General features: G+C 39.7%; 24 protein-coding genes, 1 pseudogene and 1 riboswitch. Of the genes and pseudogenes, 13 read left to right on the forward strand and 12 right to left on the reverse strand.

Features of this window, described 5'->3' with window-relative positions:
- Positions 1 to 145: 145 nt before the first annotated feature.
- From H5R64_RS06860 to H5R64_RS06870, 3 genes are all read right to left on the reverse strand, one after another.
- Entirely contained in the window at positions 146 to 1,381 is a 1,236-nt protein-coding gene (locus tag H5R64_RS06860; protein ID WP_182580737.1) for a D-alanyl-D-alanine carboxypeptidase family protein, read from the reverse strand.
- A 24-nt stretch (positions 1,382 to 1,405) separates the two neighbouring features.
- A complete protein-coding gene (locus tag H5R64_RS06865) occupies positions 1,406 to 2,056 on the reverse strand; it encodes a L,D-transpeptidase (RefSeq protein ID WP_182580736.1) in 651 nt (216 codons plus the stop codon).
- Positions 2,057 to 2,525: 469 nt separating this feature from the next.
- The gene (locus H5R64_RS06870) at positions 2,526 to 3,533 is read right to left on the reverse strand and encodes an NAD(P)/FAD-dependent oxidoreductase (RefSeq protein ID WP_182580735.1); all 1,008 of its coding nucleotides are present in this window, start codon (positions 3,531 to 3,533) and stop codon (positions 2,526 to 2,528) included.
- Between the two features lie 124 nt (positions 3,534 to 3,657).
- Between H5R64_RS06870 and H5R64_RS06875 the strand changes: the two genes are divergently transcribed.
- The 8 genes from H5R64_RS06875 (at position 3,658) to H5R64_RS06910 (ending at position 11,055) form a co-directional block, all read left to right on the forward strand.
- Positions 3,658 to 4,614 (forward strand): nucleoside hydrolase, encoded by a 957-nt coding sequence (locus tag H5R64_RS06875; protein ID WP_182580734.1) that lies wholly within the window; start codon positions 3,658 to 3,660, stop codon positions 4,612 to 4,614.
- A gap of 42 nt (positions 4,615 to 4,656) precedes the next feature.
- Positions 4,657 to 4,747, forward strand: a riboswitch (TPP riboswitch).
- Positions 4,748 to 4,839: 92 nt separating this feature from the next.
- The gene (locus H5R64_RS06880) at positions 4,840 to 5,397 is read left to right on the forward strand and encodes an ECF transporter S component (RefSeq protein WP_182580733.1); all 558 of its coding nucleotides are present in this window, start codon (positions 4,840 to 4,842) and stop codon (positions 5,395 to 5,397) included.
- A 3-nt stretch (positions 5,398 to 5,400) separates the two neighbouring features.
- Positions 5,401 to 6,798: an ABC transporter ATP-binding protein gene (locus H5R64_RS06885; RefSeq protein ID WP_182580732.1), complete on the forward strand. Its 1,398-nt coding sequence runs from the start codon at positions 5,401 to 5,403 to the stop codon at positions 6,796 to 6,798.
- Positions 6,782 to 7,435 carry an energy-coupling factor transporter transmembrane component T family protein gene (locus H5R64_RS06890; protein WP_182580731.1) on the forward strand — a complete coding sequence of 218 codons (654 nt, stop codon included), beginning with the start codon at positions 6,782 to 6,784 and terminating at the stop codon, positions 7,433 to 7,435. Before H5R64_RS06885 ends, H5R64_RS06890 begins: the two co-directional genes overlap by 17 nt.
- Before the next feature lie 43 nt (positions 7,436 to 7,478).
- Positions 7,479 to 7,817 (forward strand): DUF4870 domain-containing protein, encoded by a 339-nt coding sequence (locus tag H5R64_RS06895; RefSeq protein WP_182580730.1) that lies wholly within the window; start codon positions 7,479 to 7,481, stop codon positions 7,815 to 7,817.
- 30 nt (positions 7,818 to 7,847) lie between these two features.
- A complete protein-coding gene (locus tag H5R64_RS06900) occupies positions 7,848 to 9,818 on the forward strand; it encodes a cation:proton antiporter (RefSeq protein ID WP_182580729.1) in 1,971 nt (656 codons plus the stop codon).
- Positions 9,819 to 9,933: 115 nt separating this feature from the next.
- A complete protein-coding gene (locus H5R64_RS06905) occupies positions 9,934 to 10,473 on the forward strand; it encodes a phenolic acid decarboxylase (protein WP_182580854.1) in 540 nt (179 codons plus the stop codon).
- 42 nt (positions 10,474 to 10,515) lie between these two features.
- On the forward strand, positions 10,516 to 11,055 hold the full coding sequence (locus H5R64_RS06910; RefSeq protein ID WP_182580728.1) for a PadR family transcriptional regulator: 540 nt from the start codon (positions 10,516 to 10,518) through the stop codon (positions 11,053 to 11,055).
- Between the two features lie 61 nt (positions 11,056 to 11,116).
- Here H5R64_RS06910 and H5R64_RS06915 read toward each other — a convergent pair whose 3' ends face one another.
- Together H5R64_RS06915 and H5R64_RS06920 are read right to left on the reverse strand one after the other, a co-directional pair.
- The gene (locus H5R64_RS06915) at positions 11,117 to 11,476 is read right to left on the reverse strand and encodes a DUF1304 domain-containing protein (RefSeq protein ID WP_220476763.1); all 360 of its coding nucleotides are present in this window, start codon (positions 11,474 to 11,476) and stop codon (positions 11,117 to 11,119) included.
- A gap of 15 nt (positions 11,477 to 11,491) precedes the next feature.
- Positions 11,492 to 12,472 (reverse strand): alpha/beta hydrolase, encoded by a 981-nt coding sequence (locus H5R64_RS06920; RefSeq protein WP_182580727.1) that lies wholly within the window; start codon positions 12,470 to 12,472, stop codon positions 11,492 to 11,494.
- A gap of 116 nt (positions 12,473 to 12,588) precedes the next feature.
- On the opposite strand from H5R64_RS06920, the gene H5R64_RS06925 reads away from it, so the two are divergent.
- From H5R64_RS06925 to H5R64_RS06935, 3 genes are all read left to right on the forward strand, one after another.
- On the forward strand, positions 12,589 to 13,002 hold the full coding sequence (locus tag H5R64_RS06925) for a helix-turn-helix domain-containing protein (RefSeq protein ID WP_182580726.1): 414 nt from the start codon (positions 12,589 to 12,591) through the stop codon (positions 13,000 to 13,002).
- 9 nt (positions 13,003 to 13,011) lie between these two features.
- Positions 13,012 to 13,869: an SAM-dependent methyltransferase gene (locus tag H5R64_RS06930; protein WP_182580725.1), complete on the forward strand. Its 858-nt coding sequence runs from the start codon at positions 13,012 to 13,014 to the stop codon at positions 13,867 to 13,869.
- 125 nt (positions 13,870 to 13,994) lie between these two features.
- Entirely contained in the window at positions 13,995 to 15,161 is a 1,167-nt protein-coding gene (locus H5R64_RS06935; protein WP_182580724.1) for an MFS transporter, read from the forward strand.
- Positions 15,162 to 15,783: 622 nt separating this feature from the next.
- Here the strand turns inward: H5R64_RS06935 and H5R64_RS06940 are convergent.
- Positions 15,784 to 16,242: a hypothetical protein gene (locus tag H5R64_RS06940; RefSeq protein ID WP_182580723.1), complete on the reverse strand. Its 459-nt coding sequence runs from the start codon at positions 16,240 to 16,242 to the stop codon at positions 15,784 to 15,786.
- Positions 16,243 to 16,336: 94 nt separating this feature from the next.
- The gene (locus H5R64_RS06945; RefSeq protein ID WP_182583105.1) at positions 16,337 to 17,350 is read right to left on the reverse strand and encodes a lipoate--protein ligase; all 1,014 of its coding nucleotides are present in this window, start codon (positions 17,348 to 17,350) and stop codon (positions 16,337 to 16,339) included.
- A gap of 206 nt (positions 17,351 to 17,556) precedes the next feature.
- Here H5R64_RS06945 and H5R64_RS06950 point away from each other — a divergent pair, with 206 nt between their 5' ends.
- Together H5R64_RS06950 and H5R64_RS06955 are read left to right on the forward strand one after the other, a co-directional pair.
- The gene (locus H5R64_RS06950; RefSeq protein ID WP_182580721.1) at positions 17,557 to 18,036 is read left to right on the forward strand and encodes a universal stress protein; all 480 of its coding nucleotides are present in this window, start codon (positions 17,557 to 17,559) and stop codon (positions 18,034 to 18,036) included.
- Entirely contained in the window at positions 18,033 to 19,958 is a 1,926-nt protein-coding gene (locus H5R64_RS06955) for an elongation factor G (protein WP_182580720.1), read from the forward strand. The genes H5R64_RS06950 and H5R64_RS06955 overlap by 4 nt, the downstream gene beginning before the upstream one ends.
- A gap of 139 nt (positions 19,959 to 20,097) precedes the next feature.
- Here the strand turns inward: H5R64_RS06955 and H5R64_RS06960 are convergent.
- The 5 genes and pseudogenes from H5R64_RS06960 to H5R64_RS06980 form a co-directional block, all read right to left on the reverse strand.
- Positions 20,098 to 21,053, reverse strand: a pseudogene (locus H5R64_RS06960) (zinc-binding dehydrogenase).
- Positions 21,050 to 21,706 (reverse strand): ABC transporter permease, encoded by a 657-nt coding sequence (locus H5R64_RS06965; RefSeq protein WP_182580719.1) that lies wholly within the window; start codon positions 21,704 to 21,706, stop codon positions 21,050 to 21,052. Before H5R64_RS06965 ends, H5R64_RS06960 begins: the two are co-directional and overlap by 4 nt.
- Complete coding sequence (locus H5R64_RS06970) at positions 21,699 to 22,469, reverse strand: ABC transporter ATP-binding protein (RefSeq protein WP_182580718.1); 771 nt, start codon at positions 22,467 to 22,469, stop codon at positions 21,699 to 21,701. Before H5R64_RS06970 ends, H5R64_RS06965 begins: the two co-directional genes overlap by 8 nt.
- Positions 22,444 to 23,094: an ABC transporter permease gene (locus H5R64_RS06975; protein WP_182580717.1), complete on the reverse strand. Its 651-nt coding sequence runs from the start codon at positions 23,092 to 23,094 to the stop codon at positions 22,444 to 22,446. Before H5R64_RS06975 ends, H5R64_RS06970 begins: the two co-directional genes overlap by 26 nt.
- A gap of 31 nt (positions 23,095 to 23,125) precedes the next feature.
- Entirely contained in the window at positions 23,126 to 24,034 is a 909-nt protein-coding gene (locus H5R64_RS06980) for a glycine betaine ABC transporter substrate-binding protein (RefSeq protein ID WP_182583106.1), read from the reverse strand.
- Positions 24,035 to 24,043 lie beyond the last annotated feature (9 nt).

A 24,043-nucleotide genomic window follows, 5' to 3' on the forward strand; every position in this document is an offset into this window, starting at 1 on the left:
ATGAACTATCATTTTTCAAGCAAAGCTAGCCTTTATAAATCACAAAAAGGGTTCTAGAGTTCGGAAAATCCGAATACTAGAGCCCTTTTGTGTAAATTAAGAAGGGAAGTAGATCATAGCCTTCTTACTAACTCGCATTCTTTAATCAGTTCCATATTCTTTGCCAAAAGTTACCCCGATTGATGGTTTCGGCACTTCGGAGGGGAACGGTAATTGGTCTATTATTGACGTTTCTGATATCAGAGCCAGTAACAATAATATTTCCAAGTCGTTCCCCCTTTTTTACTGGTGCATTTAATCTTCCCTTATGATCAGTCAGCTGCTTATCATAACGAGGCTGGATCGTAAAGCGAGCTGTCTTTTGCATCTGCCAAACAGTAAATGAACGAGGACTAACTGCTAGCATCCGCTTAGTTCCATTAGTAACTCGTTTTTGTGATTGTTTCTTGTTAAGTGTTAGGACCTGCTGATGAGCATTTTGAATAAAGTACTGATACAAACGCTGTGTTTGGGTAAAGCGAGCATCTTTATTTTTCCCATTCGCATGAAGAACAACAGTAATTAATCGGTGTCCCTGGTATATTCCCGTGCTTACGAAGCAGGCACCAGCAGCATCAGATGTTCCTGTCTTAAGGCCATCAATTTGAACTCCGTTAACATTGTACTTACCACCAGGAAGCATCTTATTGAGGTTTTCTATCTCTTTAACCTTTCCCTTTGCGATCACAAATCGTGCCTTAGGCTGACTTGTAATCTTAAGAATGCCCGGATAATGATTAACAAGATACTGTGACATTAAGGCAACATCGCGAGCTGTCATAGCATTCTCGGCATTACTACTGATTTTCTTTTGCTTTAGTCCTTTCAAATCACCGTTCTTCAGCCCGACAGGATTTACAATTGTGGCATCAGTAATTCCAATTTGTCGGGCTTTTTTTCGCATTTTTACGTTAAATTGCTGAAGTGTACTTCCGTCTGCTACTGCTAAAGCTAACGCAGCCCCATCAGCCGACTTAATTAACGCTGCGTTAAAAAGCTCCTGAACTGTATATGATTGTCCTACTTGTAACCCAATTGCTGAATAGTTAGTATCATTAGAAACATCAGCGATTTTTTTATTAATCTTTACCTTTGTATTCCATGATAATTGATGATGGTTGATTTCGTCCTCAATCACAATGACTGCAAGTAACTTACTAATTGACGCAATCGGTAACTTTTCTTCACTATTCTGTTGGTAAATAATTTGCCCTGTATCAGCATCAATCATGATTGCAGATCGTGCATCGATCGTTTGGTCAGCAGATACCGATTGTACTTTACTTACCATACAGCAAAGCACAATAAATAATGTCAAAAGAAAAGTTCTAACCTTTTTCATTTTTTCTTCTCCAATCAGCTACTTCTAGCCAATAATTTCAACCTTAGTCCCTACCGGTAAATTTTCTTCCATCCACCGAGCATCCGCGACAGATAAACGAATACAGCCATGTGAACCAGTTGACTTTCCTAGTTTAGCAGCTTCCTTTTTATTATATGAGCCATCAGCATTGGTCGGTACACTATGGAACAGGTACTCGCCATGGTTTAACCATGAAGTATAATAATTAGCACCTTCCTTTAACTTGGCATTATAAAAACTATCTCCCCGTTCCTGTTGAACATAAAAAGTACCAGTTGGCGTCATACTCTTCATCTTTCCAGTTTTCGAATCCTTTTTATAAATACCTCCTGTAGAATACATCGTGTAGATCACATGGTTACCATCATAAAGATAAGTCCGATTTGCTTTTAAATCGACCTTAATCCAAAAATGCTTAACTTTACTTAAATCAGGGTATTCCTTAGTTTCGGAAGACTTTTGCCAATTGATCGGTGTTCGCATCTCACTCTTAGAAGATTGGGGGGTAGTCTGCTTTGAGGCAACTTTTTTTGTCACAGTAGTTGCCAGTAAATTTTCCTGATCGCTCGCCCTTGTTTTTAAGCTTGAGTGAATACCGATAAATGCAATAATTAGGCAGAACAACGCATAAATAACGTATCTACTTTTTTTCATTGATTTTTACTTTCCCCTTTTAATTCCAACTATCAATAAAATTAGTTCTATTATATTATAGACTGTAAGATAATCAATTGTATTTTAAGAGGTAACCTAATGCGTCTAGATTTAAAAATATCTTATTTAACCGCGATTTTCTTTTTTATTGTTACGGTAATTTGCGCTAACTTAATTTAACAGGAGAGGCATTTTCATGCAGAGTACTAAAAATCCCTTTAATAAAGTCTGGGTCTACATTCTTTCCCATAAGTGGTCCAAAGATATTCTACGCGGGAATATCCTCTATATTCTTCTTGTGATTATCTATAACCTATTTCACTTCCAGTTAGCCACAATTTCATGGGGAATCCTCTTTAAATTTTGGTTTCTCCTTAACATCTGTTATCTTTTTAAATTATTTCTAAAAAAATAAGGGAAAACTCAAGGAAAATCATTCACGATTTTCCTTTATGTTTTTCCTTTTTTATTAATCTTTTTTAGGTGTTTGGATCTTCATTGATGAACTATGAGTTGCGAGGCGTTTTTCTGGATAGAGTTTCTTTGCCAGCGCCGTAATGGCTATTGGTGCTTCTCCAAATGCCGTTGCAATCAAAGCCGTCTTACCAGGATAAGTTATCCCATCCCCGATTGCATATACCCCATCAATATTGGTTTGCATTGTTGAGTCAACCTTGATCAAATGATGTTCTGCTGCTAAATCTAGTGACCATTGTTCAAGTGCGGCATTATTGGACGTAAACCCATAATTCACAACTAACCGATCAACGTTCAATGCCGTCATCTCATCACTCCGCATCCGTTTTAGTTTCAAAGTAACGGAGTGATCACTTTCTACTTGTAGTTTTTTTGGTAGAAACGGTGTAACCAAATCAACGTTTGACTTCCTTAAAAGGGAAACTGAGTGTTCCATCCCTCGGAACTGATCTCTGCGGTGAATCAACGAAACCTGTTTTGCTACTGGTTCAAGCATCAAGGCAATATCAATGGCCGAATTACCGCCACCTAAAACCGCTACCCGTTTATTAACAAAATTATCCCGATGAGTGACAAAATAATGAAGCTGTTGCCCTTCAAGTTCTTCTGCCCCTTCAAGCGCTAACTTCCGTGGTTTAAATGCCCCATTCCCCAACGCAATTACGATTGCCCGGGAGCGTGAAACACGGTTAGCACTCTTAATAGTAAATGTGCCATCCGCTTCTTTTACAACGTCTTCAACCGTTTCACCTGTAAATTGATCAATTGGTGCCACAGCAATTTGTTTTTGCAATTGCTCCACCAACTCACGACCTGTGACTCCAGGGAGCCCGGCAACATCCCAAATCTGCTTCTCTGGGTAAAGAGCATTAACCTGACCACCAAGCTGCGGTAAACTCTCAATTAACTGGGCATTCAATTCATGTAAGCCACAGTAAAAGGCCGCAAACATCCCTGCAGGACCGCCACCAATAATTGTAATATCGTACATCTTTGCCATTACGACGGCTCCTCTCTTTTCCTTTTTCATTATTGTAATTGATTTTGGGTAAAATTAAAATTGCGGTGCACTTATCATTTAGCTATCATTAACATAATAACCAGATAAATGGAGGAAAACTACCATGGCTACCAAAAAGATGATTTTGGATCTTGATACCGGTGTTGATGATGCACTCGCCCTCGCATATGGCATCGCTGATCCAGCAATTGATTTAATCGGAGTTGTTGCTTCCTACGGTAATAACCTACTAGAACAAACTGCTAAAAACTCGTTACAACTTCTCGAATTACTTGGACAAAATGTTCCAGTATTTAAGGGCCTAGAACACTCAAGTACTAGCGATCACTTTAACGTAATGCAGGTTAGTAAAGAAATCCACGGTAATAACGGGATCGGTGATATTTCTCTTCCAGAACCAACCCATAAAATTCAAGCACAAGCTGGTGTTGACTTTATCATTGAGGCCGCACACCAATATGGTAAAGATTTAATCATTGTTCCAACAGGTCCCTTAACTAACCTTGCCGCGGCATTACGTAAAGATCCCCAAATTAGCCATTTAATTGGTAATGTTACCTTAATGGGTGGGGCACTTACGGTTGAAGGAAACGTTAGCGACGTTGCTGAAGCAAATATTAATCAAGACGCTAAAGCTGCTAATGAAGTCTTCACCAGTTCACTTCCGATTACAATGGTGGGGCTTGACGTTACTCTCCGGACGCTGCTTACAAAAAAAGAAACAGCAAAATGGCGCCAACTAGGAACTAAATCGGGGACTGCCTACGCTGACCTAACTAATTTTTACATTGACGCTTACTATAATCTCGGGATTGACAAACACGGCTGTGCAATTCACGATCCCCTTGCCGTTGGCGTTGCAATCGACCCAACATTCGTCACAACCCTTGCTTTACCGATGAAGGTAATCACTGAAGAACATAATTACGCTCGAACAATTGGGGATAAAATGAAGCTCAATACTTCTCATCCAAATGTCAATGTTGCAATCAACGTCGATAAAGAGCGGTTTGTCCCTAGCTTCATGGAACACCTTACCAGCCTTTTAGCTAATCACTAAATTAGCTGTCGAATTGGTTATTTTTGTTGTATGATTAGAATAAATATTTGTCTGGGGTGCCCACTTGGCTGAGATTAGACCCATCGAACCTGTCTAGGTAATACTAGCGAAGGAAGCGCATTTTGAATGCTTAGTAAGTTTGGAGTCTATTAATAATAGATCAAAAGTGGGAAAAGTCACTACGCTTTTTCCACTTTTTTATTTTCCCCAAGAAAGGAAATTATTATGTTTCGTCAATTTCATTTAAAGGATATTATCCTCCTCGCAATTATTGGGATTATTTTCGGGGTAATCTATCTAGTAACGGGGATTATTTACAATGGCCTTACAATTGCATTAACTCCATTTGGTTACGGCCCAATGGCTAATGACATCACGTTAGGAATTTGGTGTATGGCCGGACCATTAGCCGGATTTATGCTCCGTCTTCCTGGCGCGTCATTTCTTGGCGAGTTTCTTAGTGCTGTTGTCGAAATGCTCCTTGGAGATCAATGGGGCGTGACCACCCTACTTTCGGGACTGGTACAAGGAATTGGTACCGAGCTTGGATTTACCTTCACCCTTTACAAAATATACAATTGGGTGACACTTCTACTTTCTGCAACTACTACGACAATTCTTACATTTGCCTGGGACTGGTTCCGTAATGGTTATAGCCACTTCCCGTTCTCCATGTTAGTTGTAATGTTAATCGTTCGTTGGCTATCAATGCTTTTCTTCACCGGCATCCTAGTTAAGTTAATCATCAACCTACTAAACCGTAGTCACGTTTTGGCGAGATAAAAAATGGAAAAAATACTTATTCAAAACCTAACATTTGCATATAAAGAAGGGCAGCCAATTCTCAATGACGTTAACCTTGAGTTGCCACTCCACTCCTCAATTCTCTTGAGCGGTTCAATTGGCTGTGGAAAAACAACTCTTCTAAAGCTGATTGCTGGCCTGCTCCCCAAATACGGTGGAACCTATTCCGGAAAGATTAAGCTTCCACATGATCAACGAATTGGAATGCTCTTTCAGGATCCGGCGATGCAGTTTACGATGGACACGCCACAACACGAACTAGAATTCACCCTTGAAAACCTTCAAGTACCACATAAAGAGATTAGTAATCAGGTAAAAGCCGCTTTGGCATTTGTTAATCTTCAAACCGTGGCACACCAAAAGTTGACTACTCTTTCAGGTGGTCAACTACAAAGGGTGGCCTTGGCTGTAATTATCGCTATGAAAGCTGAGATTATCATGTTAGATGAACCCTTTACTAGTATCGACGAACCAAATCGTCAATTTTTACTACAAAAGTTAGCCCAATTGCAGGCTAAACAAGGGATAACCATTATTATCAGCGATCATAACCTCCGGGACTATCAAGATTTCATTCAATTCATTGTCCAATTTCATGAACACCAGGCTAAACTACTTTCAAGTAATGCTAGTCATCAGCTTTTAATGAATGCTAATCAACATTCCACCAATTTATCCACTACCTTTCCTTTACAGGGCGATCCGTCAATTATAAAATTACACGATTTTTCCATTACCCGTAACCAGCTTTCACTGATAGAGACAACAAACCTAAAACTAATTCAAAACAAAGTTACCCTGTTAACCGGTTCCAGTGGTTCCGGAAAGTCAACCCTTCTTAAATCTATCGCAAAGTTAACTCCTTACTCAGGACAAATAACCTATGCTGGAAATAACATTCAAAAAATATTCCCTGGGAAATACTATTCTCAAGTTGGCTTAATCTTCCAAGAAACCAACCAGCAATTTTTAAACGTTACGGTTGGCGAGGAATTAAGCCTGAGCATCAAGAATGGGAAGAACACCTTTTTCAAAGGGAAATCATCCCGAGAGCTTTTAGCAATGGTCGGTCTCCCTGACCTTACTGAGCGAGTTATCTACTCCTTAAGCGGTGGGCAACGGAAACTGATCCAGAATTTGATCATGTTAATGATGGGTCAAAAGCTCTTATTAATGGACGAGCCTTTTACCGGCCTTGATCAACTATCATTAGGAAAATTGCTCACACTCATTAAAAAAAGTTGTCAACACTTTCCGCAAACCCTCCTAATTGTTAGTCATCAATTAGATTTTCTGGATGGTTTTGTTGACTACCACCTTTCACTCACAAACCAGCAACTTACATATCGAGGAGGAGCACAAAATGAATCCCAGCGTTAAATTATTGCTCCTCCTGTTGCTCTCCTTTGAGATCAGCTTTACAAACAATCTTCCTGTCAACTTAATCCTCATTGCTTGCCTCTTTATCGTCCTCCTTTTCCACCACCTTACTTGGCGACAATTCTGGTGGTTGATGATAATTCCGCTAATTCCAGGAATTGCCGTTCTAATTACTATTGGTGGTTACGGGGCAGCACATAATTGGCTTACGGGATGGGGCATAGTAAGTCGTTTTTACGTTTATGTCTTTGCCGGTGGTGTAATGACTTTTACCACTTCTCCCCTTCTTCTAGCTCGATCACTAGAACAGAATTTTCACTTGCCAAGTAAGTTTGCTTACGGGACCTTGGCTGCCTTAAATATTTTACCGAAAATCAAACAAACCGTTATCTCGATTAGAATTGCCGGTAAGATGCGCGGGATTAATCTTCATTGGTGGTCACCAAGGCTCTATTTCAAAGCAATTCTTTCAGCAATCCGTTGGTCCGACCAACTAGCACAAGCAATGGAAACTCACGGCTTTCGTGAGGGGCAACCGCGAACAACTGCCGTTAAAGTTCCTCTCTATTGGACAGATTGGGTAATCCTGATTATTAGCATGGTATTACTACAATTCCTGCTAATTGCACTTCATTAAGAGATCGGGCATAATTAAGAAAAAATGAATTGGAGATTTTACTATGAATAATATTAGTTTATCTAAACGAATTATTGGTGCTCTTTCCTACCTTAGTATTCTCTTTCTTCCTGTAATCTTTCCGCTAATCGTGTGGATAGTTGCTGGTCCAGAAAATCCTTGGGTTAAAAAGCAAGCTAAAGCAGCCTTTTGGACGCAAATTTTTCCGTTGATTTACATTATCTTCTCCCTACTATTCATTAGTGTTGCTGCTTGGCATTCAATAGTGATTAATCTTGGGGCCTTCAGTGGCATTCTTTTAACCTTTGCCCTTCTCATCACATTAATTCTCTACATCTACAACATTGCAATGGCAGTAAAGGTTCTCCTTGGTCGTGAATAAAGTGTCTTTTAGAAGGAGCTGAGCAGAAAAATGGACACTATTTTCACTATTTTTCTATTGCTGACCGCCGTGGTCGTCGCAAATATTATCCACCTGGTTTACCCCAAAATCCCCTTATCAATTTACCAGATTGTTGCCGGAATTCTGATGGCATCCTTACCGACTCCTGCTACTGATTTCACAATGCACCCGGAGTTATTCATGATGGCGGTTATCGCTCCATTAATGTTTAATGATGGTCAGAATCAGTCTTTTAGAATTCTCTCGAAAAATGTTAAAAACATTCTATCTCTAACTGTTGCCTTTGCTCTTGTTGCGGTAATTATTATTGGGATAGCCTTACACTTCACCTTTCCCCAAGTCTTTTCGCTTCCGCTTGCTTTCATGCTGGCCGCAATTATTACGCCAACAGATGCGGTTGCTGTAAAATCACTCACCACTAACGTAACAATGCCAGAAAACGTTAACACCACATTAGAAGTTGAATCCTTATTCAACGACGCTTCAGGCATTGTTCTCTTAGATCTTGCTTTAGCTGCCTTTACTTCTGGAAAATTTTCCGTTACTCACGGAATTTGGTATTTCTCCTACGTCTTCTTTGGCGGAATCATTTTTGGGGCAATTATGGGAAACCTCCTGATTACCCTCCGAATGAAGTTAATGAGTCGCCACGTTGATATTGGCTCAATCGTAATTCCCATTAACGTAATGACACCAGTGGTCATCTACTGGTTAGCCGAGGAACTTCACTTTTCTGGTATCCTCGCTGTAGTTTCTGCCGGAATTATTCATAGTATTCTTTATGATCGGTTACGTTTAACTTCCGCAAAGATTCAAATGGCTACTAAAACTATCTGGTCTATTATCAGTGAAGCCTTAAACGGAATTGTTTTTGTTCTTCTTGGTCTTTTAATCCCTCAAGTTATCGGTCGGACCACACCAACCAATCTATCGAAACTCGTTGGCCTCGCTGCGGTTCTTTTTCTTATAATGCTAAGCCTTCGTTATGCCTGGGCTCGTTGGCGGCTAGTTAATCTTAAATCAAAGAAAGAAAACCGGAATCGTGATAGTTTGTTACTCGCGCTTGGTGGTGTTCACGGGACAATTACCCTCTCATTAGCGTTCTCTCTTCCAATTCTAGTACATGGATATCCTTTTACTTTTCGGAATTCAATTATCCTTATTTCAGCACTAGTAATTTTAATCAGTATTATTGTCGCTGCGATTGCTTTTCCAATCATTTTACCGTGCAAAGCAAATGATTACAGTGCAACCGAATTTCACAACGCTTTAGTCAAAACAGTTCAATACGCCATCGATGAATTAAAAGCGAATACTGAGGATCGGACTGAAAAGGCTATTATTATGGATCAGTTAAGTAGTCAAATGACCCAATACCACCGAATCAATGCCGATATCTTTGAGAAGATTGCCCGTAAAACCCACCAACTAGAATTGGAAGTTATCGAACAGCTTGCCGACGAAGAAAAGATCTCTGAGCGTCAGGCAGAATGGTACTCACGAATTGTTGCTCGTTCAATTTATAATACAGGTAATCATACTTTCATGTCCTTTATTTCAACCGTTATTCACCGAATCAAGTGGCGAATTATCCGTCATAGGAATTCCAAAATTCAGGCTCAACATCGTCGACATCTTGAACAACACCAACTCCACCCGGATCAGTTTATGTCATTTAAGAGTGTCTTTAATCTTCTTAACCAACGAATCAATAAATACCTCGACAAAGTTCAAACACCAAAGAATATCAATGAAATCACGATGATTCGCCGAGCCTATCTCCAGCGTTCTCGTTTCTTTAACCGTGACTCTAAGGTTGATGATGACCGCATAAATGCCCTCTTCGTTGAAGCATTTCAGCTTGAACACTCCTATGTTCAGCAAAGTCTTGCTGACGGCAAGTTTTCCCAATCTCTTGCAAATGCCCTCAATGAACATATTTCTACTGATGAGCTTGTAATGGTCCAATCAATTGAATAGCCACTGCAAAAATATTGGAATTAGAAATATTGAAACTAATTCCAATATTTTTATTGACTTTTATGTCGTTATCGACATAAAATGAAAGTGTTAAGAAAGAAAGGACTGATTAATGATGACTGAAAAGCAATTTAAAACACTTGATGATTTCCTTGGTACCCACTTTATTTATACCTATGATAATGGTTGGGAATATGAATGGTACGCTAAAAACGATCACACTGTTGATTACCGAATTCATGGTGGGATGGTTGCCGGCCGCTGGGTCAAAGACCAAGAAGCTAATATTGTGATGCTAACTGAAGGAATTTACAAGGTTGCCTGGACTGAACCAACCGGGACAGATGTTGCATTGGATTTTGTTCCGAACGAAAAGAAGCTTAACGGGACAATTTTCTTCCCAGCTTGGGTAAAGCAACATCCAGAAATTACTGTTACTTTCCAAAATGAACATATCGACCGGATGCATGAAGCACGGGAAAAGTACGACACATATCCAAAATTAGTAGTTCCCGAATTCGCCCACATTACTTACATTGGTGATGCAGGTCAAGATAACGAAGACGTTATTTCTGAGGCTCCTTATGAAGGAATTACAGATGATATTCGTGCTGGAAAATACTTTGACGAAAACTATCACCGAATCAAGAAATAATCAATTATAATAAAGGGTAGTAAATGATTTGGAGGATTAATAATGCCGAAGCGTCGAATACTACCCTTTATTATTTTGGGAATCATTAAAAGCCACCCTCAGATCACCGGTCGAGAAATTACAGACGAATTCAATACTGAGATTGGCGACTTTTGGAAAGCTTCTCATAGTCAAATTTATCCGGAACTACGCAGAATGGTCGACGATCAATGGGTCGCAGCAGCTACTAGTTCGAAGAATGCTAAGGAAAAGTATTACTCGATTACCACTACTGGTCAACAAATTTTAGATGAATGGCTAAGTCAAGCGGTTAAAGAACTGCCAATTCACCAGGATCTCTTTTCGTTAAAGCTTTTCTTTATTAATGATCCCAAAGACCCACGAATCCATGAGCTAATTACTAACCAAATTGCCTTATTAAAACAGCAACTCGCCCATTTAAAGCAGCGTCAACAAACCGTCTTCCCTGATAAAAAAACAATCCAAAAACATTACGGACATTACCTAATCTTAAAACGGGCAATCTCACGAACAGAAGGTCAGCTAGCATGGCTTAACCAAACGCTGGAAACATTAAATTAAAAAAGGAGCATGGTGGAAGTAAAAAGTAACTTCTGTCATGCTCCCTCTCGTCTACCTTCAATTACAAAGATAGAAGTAAGGCAATGATCGCCGGAATAAATTGGAATAGCCAAATCTTCTTTGTTGCTGTTAGGGCGCCATACAGTCCTACCACTGCAACGAAAAGTAATAATAAACGACCAACGAGAATCGCTGTCATGCCCGCAAAGATGAATTGACTGACAATCAATAATAAGCCAAGCATTCCGTTATAGACTCCCTGGTTAGCCATTGATATTCTTGCAGATTTTTGCTGAAGAAAGGCTTCATCCATATCAAATGCCTTTGCCTGTTTTGCTGGACTGGCAAACATCTCCAAAAACATAATTCCAAGATGTTCAATTCCAATTAAGATCGTTACAATTTCAAATGCAATTCCCAATTTTACATCTCCCGTTTATTTTACGTATTTTGCCAAGAACTTCTCAATATGATGTTGATAAGCTATTGGGTTATTAGCAAAAGATGAAGCATGAGCAGCACCATTTACAACCCAAAGTTCTTTTGGTCCCCGGCTTGCCTGATAATTTGAGTATACCATTTCTGTTGGTACAAAGTGGTCTTTACTCCCGTGAATAAAGAGCATGGGTCGATGATTATGGTGCAAACTATTCACCGCACTAGCCTCGCCAATGTAAAAGCCATTCCGAACCCGGTTCATCATGCTCAACGTCTTAATTAGAGGCCACCGAATTAGGGTTGGGATACTATATAAGTTCCCTGCTTCATAGTTTAATTCATCGTTCAAACTGGTATAACCGCAATCTTCTACATATGCTTTTACTTGCTTTGGCATTTGGATCCCACTAGTCATCATTGTAGTAGCACCACCCATGCTGACACCAAAAATAACTACCTGACTGTTCTGGCCGTTACGGGCAATTAATTTTTTCGTCCATTTACGAACATCATACCGTTCTGGCCAACCATAACCGATATACTTTCCTTGACTTTGACCATGCGCCCGTGCATCAGGCATCAAGACATTGTAGCCCATCTGATGAAAGAGCGTTGCGTATTCACCCATTTTCTCCTTGTTTCCCATGAAACCATGGAGGATCACAACATTTTTAGTTGTTTTATGTGCTGCCGGAATATAATCCGCATCTAACCGGTAATTCTTCGTTGCGGAAGTTATTACCCACTGTTGCTTTTTAGCATTTTTAAACCATATTTTCTGAACATAGAGCGGATCGCTTTTTTTGATCGTTTGGTTATTATTAATAAATGACTTATGGCCCGGTACCATTGCAACATGATAGAAATACGTGCCCGCACCAAAGAGCGCTACAGCAATTACTAATATTACCGCAATAATCGTTCGTCGTAGCCAATGTTGTTGCTTCTTTTTTTGTTCTTTCAAATTGATTAACCCCATGTTGTATTTATATTAACGGTCCTGATTTTATCATAGAATATTTTTAATTGCACATTTTTCCACGAATCGTGGTTTCCAATGGTAAAATAAAAGTTAGTACTAAAAGGAGTGACTTGATGTTTCCAGAAAGATTACGCGCCCTACGCAAAGGACAGAAAATCACATTAAAAGAATTAGCCAAACACCTTAACGAAAATCTTGGTCCAAATGAAAAGCCTAATACTGCATCACAAATCGGCAACTGGGAACGAGGCATTCGAACCCCATCTTACGTTGAAGCACGGAAATTAGCTGAATTTTTCGACGTCAGTCTTGACTATCTTACCGGGAAATCCGATCGAGATGACTTCGATCTCGCTAAATTATTAATTTCTGCTCGCAATCTTACCTTTAACCAAACTAATATTAGTAGTGATGACCGTTACGAAATCTTCCAATTAATTGATGGTTACTTAAAGGGACGAAATAATCGCCTCGATACTGATAAATTTTATGGTAAGCAAGAGCAACTTAATTTAAGACTAAAGTAAGGAGCAATTATGAATCCAAAGCAATTAAAAAAGCTTAAAAAAAGGGTTAAAAAGGCTAAAAAGGTTATTCAACAACCTAAATACATCAAAGAATTAACTCAATATCGAGACTTGTTTGATCCATTCCCTGAAGTTAAGTTCTTAATTAATAACGTCCTCGAAAGTGATCGATTATTAAAGAACGATCTCTTACCCCAACCATTACCACAACTTCTTCTTCCGGATGATATTCAGGATCAAATTTTTAAGTATGTAAACCAACATTATGCTAAAGGGGACGCACAAGGGGACACACTGTGGAACCAGTATTCAACAGTTCTTCCTAAGTTAGATAAGGCATTACGAAACTTCCGTGACTATCTAGAAGACACTTATGGAATGTGGTCGTATATTAACGCTCCCTTTGCTAAAGCATTGTCGGATTACTTGAATGGTGAACCAGTTCTCGAGATTATGGCTGGTAATGGCTACATTTCTAAGGGACTCCGGAATAATAATTCTACCCAAAAGATTTACACAACAGATAGTCAAGCTTGGATCAAAGAAAACGAAACTGGGAAACACCCCGTTACTAAAATCGAAAGACTTGATGCGATCGAAGCAATTAAAAAGTATGGTGACCACGTTAAGTACGTAATCATGTCTTGGGCACCTGATAAACAAGAAACAGATTGGGAAGTCCTTCAACTGCTTAGAAAGAATTATCCTGAAATTAACCTCCTCGTGATCGGTGAAAAGGATGGAGCAACCAACTCAAAAGTCTTCTGGACACATGCAAAGTTAAACCAGGACGAAAAACTTCAACAAGTTAATCGTTACCTCCACTCATTTGACTTAATCGACGAACAAGTCTACCTCGTAAAGTAAATTAAGAACCACTTTAATGTGGGTCTTTTTTTATGACTCGTTATTCGATACAATATTGCCAGTTTGAAATTTTTTAAGAAAGGAAAACTGAACGACACAATGTCAGTCAGTAAGGGTTGAATACAATGAAATACCGTCTTCAATCAATTTTATTCGTGTTTGTTGCATTCATGCTTGGCTGTAATGAATACATGATTGTCGGGGTTCTTCCCGATATTGCTGCTCAATATCATGATTCGCTATCACAGCTTGGGCTCCTCGTAACAGTTTTTGCACTTGTTTATGCCATCTTTACCCCAATTATTACTTCACTAGCAAACCGCTGGCGACGACACCATGTTTTACTGGTTTTAATGGTTATCTTTTTCGTTGGTAACACTTGGACCGCCCTTGCTAGCAATTTTATTTCAATGCTCTTTTCACGAGTATTAACCGCTACGGTTGCCGGTGCAATTATTTCGATCGTCTTGGTTATGGCTAGTTTTGTAGCACCACGAGAGAAACGAGCTAGCTTGGTCTCGTGGGTTTTCGCCGGTTTTAGCATTGCTTCAGTTATCGGAATCCCAATTGGAACAATAATCAGCACGACTTTCTCCTGGCACGATAGTTTTTGGATGATTTCTGGCCTAACTCTCTTTGTCTTTGCTGCCCTCGTTTGGTTAGTACCCCGTAATACCCCCCAATATAAAAGTACCCTTAGTAAACAATTCATCCTTTTAAAAGATTCACGAATCCTCCTCGGAGTTATCTTTATCGTTACTGTCTGCGCAGCTGACTATACCATCTACACATATATTCGTCCATTAATAACCAACGAAATGGGGTTTAGTGATACTTGGTTAAACTGGCTTCTCTTCGGGATGGGAATTTTCTTCATTATTGGGAATAAATTTGGTGGTTGGATCGCAGATAATGGTGGTGTTAACCGCCTTGGCATTATTTACATTACCATGACAATCTTCTATCTTTTGTTAGGTCCTCTACTTTCATTCAGATGGGTTGCAATTACCATTGTGGCACTTCTCTGTGTTGCTTTTTCTTCCTATGGTTCTTCAACCCAATTAATGTTCCTTGATATTGCCGAAAAGGAATATCCACAGTCACTGGATCTTGCATCATCACTCAATTCAATTTTTGCCAACATTGGGATTTCATTAGGTTCCTTTACCGCATCTCAGGCAGTTGCTTTAACACCAATGCGGAATCTTGGTTATGTTGGTGCCGTATATGGCATTGCTGCAACAATTCTTGTATTTACTCTAAGTAAGAAGTACACGGCAAAACGATTTTAAAAATAAAAATGGAACTAGTATCTAAACTTGATACCAGTCCCATTTTTTTATAACGTTAGAATACTTTCCTAGTGAAAAAGTGTACAGTAACCAAAAACCAAAAAAATAAATAAAATAAAGTAACCGAAGAAGTACCAATCTCTCATATTGATCACCTCGATATTTACTGCTTCTATTGTAACCGATTTCATTAAACTAGTAAAATTAAACGAACTAATAAAAAAAGCTGGAGAAAATCTCCAGCTTTTTCTAATCCTTAAACTATGACTACTGGTCTCAAAACCTGCATAGTCTAATCGCAGAAATTAACCAGAGCCTTAGATGCTAGCGCAGTGAAGCAAGCCTATTTGGCTACGAATGACTCTGATGCTTTCACCATTATCATTGTTCTAGACTAGCAAATCAGGTTCTCAAAAAAGTTAATTTCTAGCTTCTTTACGTGTATTGATACTATCTCAGGAAAATAGTCGATGTCCACTTCGACTATCTCCGGACACCTCACAATCCGGTGAGTTACATGTCCCACATTCGAAATGTCTTATGGTAGCCATTAGGGTTGCTACCAGACCTCTCGACTCATCGCAGATAATAATCTAACACGAATCAACTTTTTTCGCAAGTTTTATGCCCGTGCCTCCATGATATCTGCAAGATGTTCAGCAAGCCATTCTTGAAGACGCTTAATAAGAATCTCAGGATCACCTGACAAGTCCGTTTCATTTGCTAACTCGTCAATCCTCAATCCCGACTTATTAACATCTTCACTCTCCATTACCATATAAAGGTTTACAGGGTAACTAATTTCCTTATCCAACAACTTTCCGTCTAATCGTTCAGCCTCTGCCATTGGAATGTTAATCAAGTTAGTATCAAGGTGGAAAATAACAGGATCACCTTTTTTAACCCTAATCGTAATCTGATACTTACCTAAATGACCCGTGTCTAGGGCATCGATTACTGCTTCAATCGCTTTTTTTAATACTGATTTTTGTTGAACCTTTGATGCGGTTGTTTCAGTTTCTGTTACAATCGTCTTTTCACCGCTAAGCTGGTCTAAATAATCTGCAACTGTTAATTTCATTATTCCTTCTCTCCTCACCGGATCAAAAATGTGGCTAATCCATCCGGAAATGATCAATCAACCACATTTTACTAAATATCTCGGTAAAGCACAATTAAGCCAACAAATCGGTAATCTGATCAGTTGGAATTCCGGTAATGTATTGCTGAGTACCGTTTTCATTGAGTACTTTAGCAATTACATCATGGTCATACTTAACACCTTGAAGCTTATCCGCTAAGGCACTTACATCTTCTGGACCGAAGAAATCACCATAAAACTTAATATTTTTGATTACCCCATCTTTAACATCCAAGCGGGCATCGATCGTTCCCATGTCAAAGTGCTTCCGCCGTTTAAGAGTAAATTCAGGAGATTTACCGTAAACCCAATCCCAGTTGTTGTAGTATTGTTCGTAAATCTCATTAATTTTCTTTTGATCTTCAGGAGTAATCTCGTATTGCTTCTCCTTAATTTCATCTAGGCTGTCAACATGGAATAGTCCCTTAATGAGGGCATCCCTGAAGGTTGGGACATCGATATTTTGGTACTTTTTATCAAGGAACGGCCGGAGATTAGTGACCCGCGAGCGAACAGACTTAATCCCTTTCGATGCAATCTTATCCTTGGCGACATGCAAAGCATCCGCAACAACATTTAAATCAACATTTAACATTAATGTCCCGTGAGAGAATGTCTTACCATTCCGAGAATACATTGCATTTCCAGAAAATTTTTTACCATCAACTAATATATCGTTGCGCCCACTAACTTCAGCGGTAGTTGCACCCATTTTATGTAAAACATCAACGATTGGTTTAGTAAAGGACTTAAAATCGCCGAATTCTTCACTATCACTAGGAACAACGAAGCTAAAACAAAGGTTACCTAAGTCCTGGTAGACAGCACCACCACCGGAAAGCCGCCGTGTTACCCTAATATTATGTTCTCTAACGTAGTCTTGATTGATTTCTTCAAGTGTATTTTGATTACGACCAACAATAATACATGGTTCTTCATAGTAGAAAAGTACTAATGGTTCCCGACCAAAATCCTTATCGTTCATCAAATACTGTTCAGTTGCCAGATTCATCCCAATATTACGGGAAGTCATTGAAACATATCGCATATTAACTGCAGCTCCTTTGCGAAGATTCTAACTAAAATTAGACTAGCTTCCATCAAATGTTCTTTAATCTATACGTAAAGTCTAGCCCTCTTTGCAACCGTTTTCAAATATTGGTGCTGGTTTTACTAGAAATCCTAATTTTATTAACTACTACCCCTCCTAAACCCTTATAATTAAGGTAAAGTATTCGAAAGGAAGTAAGTCTAATGCAGAACATGCAATATAAAAACATCGTTGCCGCAATTGATGGATCAACTGCCACGATCCCTGTCCTCACCACGGCTGTTAAATCCGCACTCCATAATGATGCCCACCTTGATCTCTTGACGATCGAACAGGTAGGGCAAATTACTGACGGCTATATTACCAGTACAGCAGTTAGTAACGATCAAACGTACAACCTAGTTAAAACAACCGAAGAGCGGTTAGAAGATCTTAAAATGCGTGCCTGGAAAATGGGGCTCTCCGATGTCAGTATCCACATTCGTTTTGGCAATCCTAAACGAGTTATTGCTCAAGACTTCCCTAAAGATCACCATAACGACTTGATTGTTATTGGAACGACAGGACTATCAAGTGTTGAACGATTTATTCTCGGTTCGGTTACTAATTATGTTAATCGGAATGCACCATGTGATGTTCTTGTTGTGCGGACTGAGAATAACCAGCAGGAGGAAGAACGGTGAAAAGAATCGTTGCGGGTATTATTGCCCACGTTGATGCCGGAAAAACAACCCTATCAGAGGCACTTCTTTACCGTGGAGGGACACAACGCCAGTTCGGTCGTGTTGACAATGGCGACTCCTTTCTTGATCCAGATACCCTGGAAAAGCAACGGGGAATTACTATTTCCTCCCACCAAGCCAGTGTCACTTATAATGATTTGGCCCTAACCTTACTCGACACTCCTGGGCACGTCGACTTTGCCGGACAGACTGAGCAGGTTCTTCCTGTTCTTGACTATGCCATTCTTGTCATTTCAGCAACTGATGGAATTCAGGGATCTACCAGGACTCTCTGGCGACTTCTTAAAAAATACCAAGTACCCACTTTTATTTTTATTAATAAAACAGATGTGGTGGGGGCTAACCCACTTAAGGTAATCCAAGCACTCCAATCAGAATTTTCTTCAGCTTGCCTTCCATTTACTGAACCGTTGACTACCGATACGCTTGAAAATATTGCGATGGCGGATGACAATGTCCTAAATAGCTACCTCGATTCCGGTAATCTCAAAGATAAAACTATCCGTCAACTTATTGCTGAGCGCAAGATCTTCCCCATCTATTCTGGAACAGCCTTGAAACTAACTGGTATTGATGACTTCATTGCCGGCTTATCTAAATGGACCATTGAAGCCCCTTTCTCTCCTAACTTCCAAGCACGAGTATTTAAAATTTCCCATGATAACAAAGGAGAACGACTTACTTGGATCCGGGTCCTTGGAGGGACATTAAAAGCTAAAGCTGAAATTTTACCTGGCGAAAAGGCCAATCAATTGCGCGTTTATAATGGGGCCAAGTTTACCGTCCAGCAAACAATTCCAGCTGGTGACGTTGGCGCAATTACTGGATTAACTTCGACTTTTCCGGGTCAAGGATTGGGAAAGGCCAGGGATCAACCATTAAATGAAATTCAACCAGTCCTTAGTTACGCAGTTAAACTAAATGGTGTTGATCCCCATAAATGTTTATCGGCATTACGGGAATTAGAAGATGAAGAACCACACCTAAATGTCCAATGGTCAGATCCCCTTCAGGAGATCCACCTTCAAATCATCGGTGAGGTTCAGCTTGAAATTATCCAACAACTCCTTCGCCAACGATACGGAATTAACATTGAATTTAACCAAGGCAACATCCTTTACAAGGAAACAATCACCTCAAAAGTCATCGGAATTGGCCACTTTGAACCACTTCGCCACTATGCTGAAGTTCACCTTCTTCTTGAGCCAGGAAAGTCAGGGGGTGGGATCAAGTTTGCCTCTGATTGTAGTGTGGACATTCTTAGCCATAACTGGCAAGAGCAGATAATGACCAGCTTACATAATAAGGAACACCGTGGAGTACTAATAGGGGCCCCACTTACCGATACGAAGATTACCCTAATCAACGGTCGAGGAAGTATTGTTCACTCTGTTGGCGGTGACTTCCGCGAAGCAACCTATCGCGCCGTTCGCCAGGGGTTAATGATGCTTAAACAAACTGGTCAGTGTAAATTATTAGAACCCTGGTATCACTTTCGATTAACTATCGATCCTAAACATGTTGGTCGCGCAATCAATGATATTCAACAAATGGCCGGAACTTTTAAGCTCAATAGTGATAACTCCAACTCTTCTACAACGGTTATTACTGGAACCGCACCAGTAACCGAAATGCGAAAATACGCGCAAATAGTTCGTGCCTATACTCATGGTCAAGGACAACTCGAGTTAACTGTGATGGGCTATCAGGAATGCCACAATGCGAAAGAAATTATTGCAAATGCCCATTATAACCCAACTGCTGATCTAGCCAATACTCCTGATTCTGTTTTCTGTTCTCACGGTGCTGGATATCCGGTAAATTGGGAGCAAGTCCCATCAAAGGCTCATGTGCTAGACTAAAAAAATAAAAGTACCCCATACATACAGTGTAGTACAAAAAATAGGGACTTCAGCATTCAACACTGAAGCCCCTATTTGTGTTTCCCAAAGGCTAGTTATACCTCGATGGAGACGTAAATGACTTGTCTTCTTACTTTACCTAATCATTCAAAACAATCACTTTTCCTAAACTATGGTGACTCTCTAAATATTGGTGTGCTTGTGGAACTTGATCAAGTCGGTAAACCTTCGTTGGTTCCACATTAATACCATGTTCTTCAATTACTTGTAATAATTGGTTTAACTTCTTACCACTAACGTTTCCTGAATAAAAACTAGTCAAATAGCTATTCGGCGCTAAGTCAAAAATAGGATCAAACTCCTCAAGGTACCATTGGTTTCCTAATTGTCCCGTACTGCAAACAATCCCCCTTCTTCAAGGTGGCTAAAAGTTTCTTTAATTGTTGCTGGACCAATTAACTCAAGGACCTTGGAATAACACTTGTCGGTTTGTAATTTTCCATCTTAGTCAATGATAATTTCGTCAAAGCCGAACTCTTTCATTTTAGCAATTTTATCCTTATTCCTTGTAGTGCCATCAACTTCGATTTCCGGATAGCAAGTCTTAGCTAGCTTTAAGAAGGCAACACCAACGCCACTGCTTGCTCCACGTACTAACACTAAATCGTCCTTTGTTAATTTAAGATTAAGCAATGAACCATACGCCGTGTAATAAGTTTCTGGAACTGTGGCTAGTACTTTCCAAGGTAAATTAGTCGTTACTGGATAAATTTGTGAATTAGGAAGAAGAACATATTCAGCATATGATCCATCAAATGCTCGTCCCATTTCACCCATAATCGAAATCACCTTTTGACCAACCGGCAATTTATCTGGATCGGTTGTTTTGAAAACTTCTCCTACACACTCAATCCCTAAGATACGGGGAAATTTAACCGTTGGGGATAGTCCCTTTCGGGTAAAAATCTCTGAATGATTAATTCCAAAACCTTTCACCCTTACTAGGGACCATCCTGGTTTTACCTTAGGTGTTGGAACATCTTGGTAAACTAGGCGTTCTGGTCCACCAGCTTTCTTAACTACAACTGCTTTCAAGCTCGTTCCTCCTTTCTTCGATTAATGACTGATTGCCAGCGATGAATTAATAACCATTCAATTAATTTCAAAAATCCGGCGCACACTAGAGTTAAAATGATAGTTAAAATAGTCCCCCATAGAATTGGAGCAACTTGCTGCGATTGGAGTCCCTCAAATAATAATTGGCCAAGCCCCCCTGCATTAATCGTGGCAGCAATTGTTGCAATGCCCATTGTCGATGCAAGAGCGATCTGCAAGCCACTAAAGATTGCCGGCATAGCAAGGGGAAGTTGGACCTTAAAGAAGACCTGTCGTGTTGTCATTCCCATTCCCTTCGCAACATCAACCAGAGCTGGAGCAACTTCCTGAATTCCCGTAATAAACGTTCTTAAGAGTACGTACTCACAGTACAATGTTAGAACAATGATTGCTGTTCGCATTCCCAAACCGGAAACAGGTAATAAAAGGGCGAAAAAGGCAAAACTAGGAACAGAGTAAAGCAAGGAAAAAAAGTAGACTAACCCATTCAGCCATTTTTCCCGATGTATCAATAGGATAATGATTACCCCTGCAATCGCCAAAGCACTTCCTAAAGAAGCTAAAGCCATAGTTGCATGTTGTTGTAAATCGACTACCATAATTGGCCAGTTAATTTGCCAGTATTCAATCATGGGAACGCCCCCAAAGATTTTGATTCTGCTGAACTGTTCCTAATAGTTTTCTTACAAAAGGCGTCGCTGGTCGGGTGACAATTTCTTCTGGTGTAGCGAACTGTTCGAGCCGTCCTTCATGCATTACCATTACCCGTTGACCTAAAAAAAGCGCTTCATTGATATCATGAGTTACAAACATAAAAGTTTTATCGGCTAATGACTCATGAATTCGTTTAATCTCTTTTTGTAATTCAATTCGTGTCAATGCATCTAGCGCCCCGAATGGTTCATCAAAAAGAACGAACGACGGATTAACAGCTAATGCCCGTGCCACACCAATTCGTTGCTGCTGCCCTCCCGAAAGTTGATTTGGATAACGCTTAGCATACTTCTGCGGATCAAGTTGGACTAAATTAAGTAGCTCTGTAACTCGCTGTTCAATTTTTTCCTGATCCCAATGTAACATCTTAGATACAACTGCAATATTTTCCGCAATGGTCATGTGCGGAAAAAGGCCGATCTGTTGAACAACGTAGCCAATGTGTCGACGCAGTTTTACTAGATCAAGACTACTTATTTTGTGACCACTAATTAAAATTTCACCAGCATTAGCTTTCCAAAGGCCATTAACCATTTTCAAGGTTGTCGTTTTTCCCGAACCGGATGAACCAAGAATGGTAACAAATTCGCCACGATTGATTGTAAAACTTAGATCAGGAATTATTGTATTCTTTCCAAATCGCTTCTGAACGTTTTTAAATTGAATAACTGGCTCTGTCATGCCGTTGGATCCTCCTAATCAAAAAATCGAATCCAATCATTGAAAGCAATGAAAGGATCGCTACACTAACACCACCAATAACAACATAGGTCATGTCATATAATCCTAACCCAGTAAAAATTAACGTCCCTAAACCACCGGCTCCAATATATGTGGCTAAAGTAGCACTCGCAATAATCTCAACAAGTGCTAGCTTAATTCCGTTTAAAATATAAGGAAGGGCAAGTGGGATCTCAACCTCTCGTCTTAACTGACGTTGATTCATTCCTAGTGCTGTCCCGACTTCTTCATATAATGGGCTCACCTCGTTAAAGCCAAGGATTGTATTAATTAAAAGAGGGGGCAATGCTAAAATCACAAGAGCTATCAAGGCGGGAAGCATCCCTGTTCCAATAAACGGGATAAGTAAGAATAGCAATGCCAAGCTGGGGATAATCCGTAATATCTGAGCAAAAGCAGTGCAAAAAACTGCGACTCCCCTTATTCGTGAACCTAAATAGCCTAAGGGCAATGCAATAATCATCGCAATTACCAACGTAATTAAGCTAAGGTAAATATGTTGCCAAACATATAGCCAATACTGACTACTATCAGTTTGAAAATAATGAAGTATCTGAGTTAACAATGCGTTATTTCCTCGTCTTCCTTTTAAAATACTAATGATTTAAAATATGATCACTATACCAATTCTTAGCAACTATCTTATAATTTTGGCCATCGACATCAACCTTTTTATTAAGAGCTGTTAACTGCTTAGTCGTTAACTTTGCATCAACCTGATTTAAGGCCCTTTCCATCTTCGGGTGACTCTTCGCTGCCTTCTCATTAACTAATGGAACCAAATTATATGGGGCCCATAACCCCTTATCATCTTTTAAGAGGGTAAATTTACTAGTAGCCAGTTGACCGTCAGTAGTTGAAACTGGTGCCGCATCTCCCTTATTCTGGGACATAATTTTGTACTTAAGACTATCATCGTAATCCTTATGGGATTTAAAATTATACTTACCATACTTCCTATTCATCCCAGGTAATGCATCTGCTCGTTTGTCAAATTCACCCTGAGAAACAAAGCGAATCTTTGCGGCATTCTTTTGCAAATCACTTAGCGTCTTAATATGGTACTTCTCAGCAACGCTTGAACGTATCCCAATTCCCTGTCGGTTATCGCCGGGAGCATAGGTAAACGTTATAAGGCCATCCTTTTTCACACCCTTTTGGGCCAAGGATGCCATTTGCGAAGCATTTTTTCCACTAGCACTTTTTTTCAGGTAAGCTTCAACGATTGTTCCTGTATATTCTGGATAAACATCAATCTGCCCAGTTTTGACCGCTCGGTAAACAACTGAATTAGAAATGTTTGGTTTGCGAACTACTTTATATCCAGCGTGTTCTAAGGCTAAGGCATAAATTTCACTAACTGTTTTACTCTCCGAAAAGCTCTTAGAACCTACAATAAGTGGCTTACTATTAGCCCTCACACTAACTGGCAAACCAGCAGCAATTACCAAAGCAACTAAAGCTAATGCAAAACTAAGTACTACTTTTCTTAAACGGATTGTCATATTTTCACC

The organism is Limosilactobacillus fastidiosus, from assembly GCF_014145505.1.
Lineage (GTDB): Bacteria > Bacillota > Bacilli > Lactobacillales > Lactobacillaceae > Limosilactobacillus > Limosilactobacillus fastidiosus.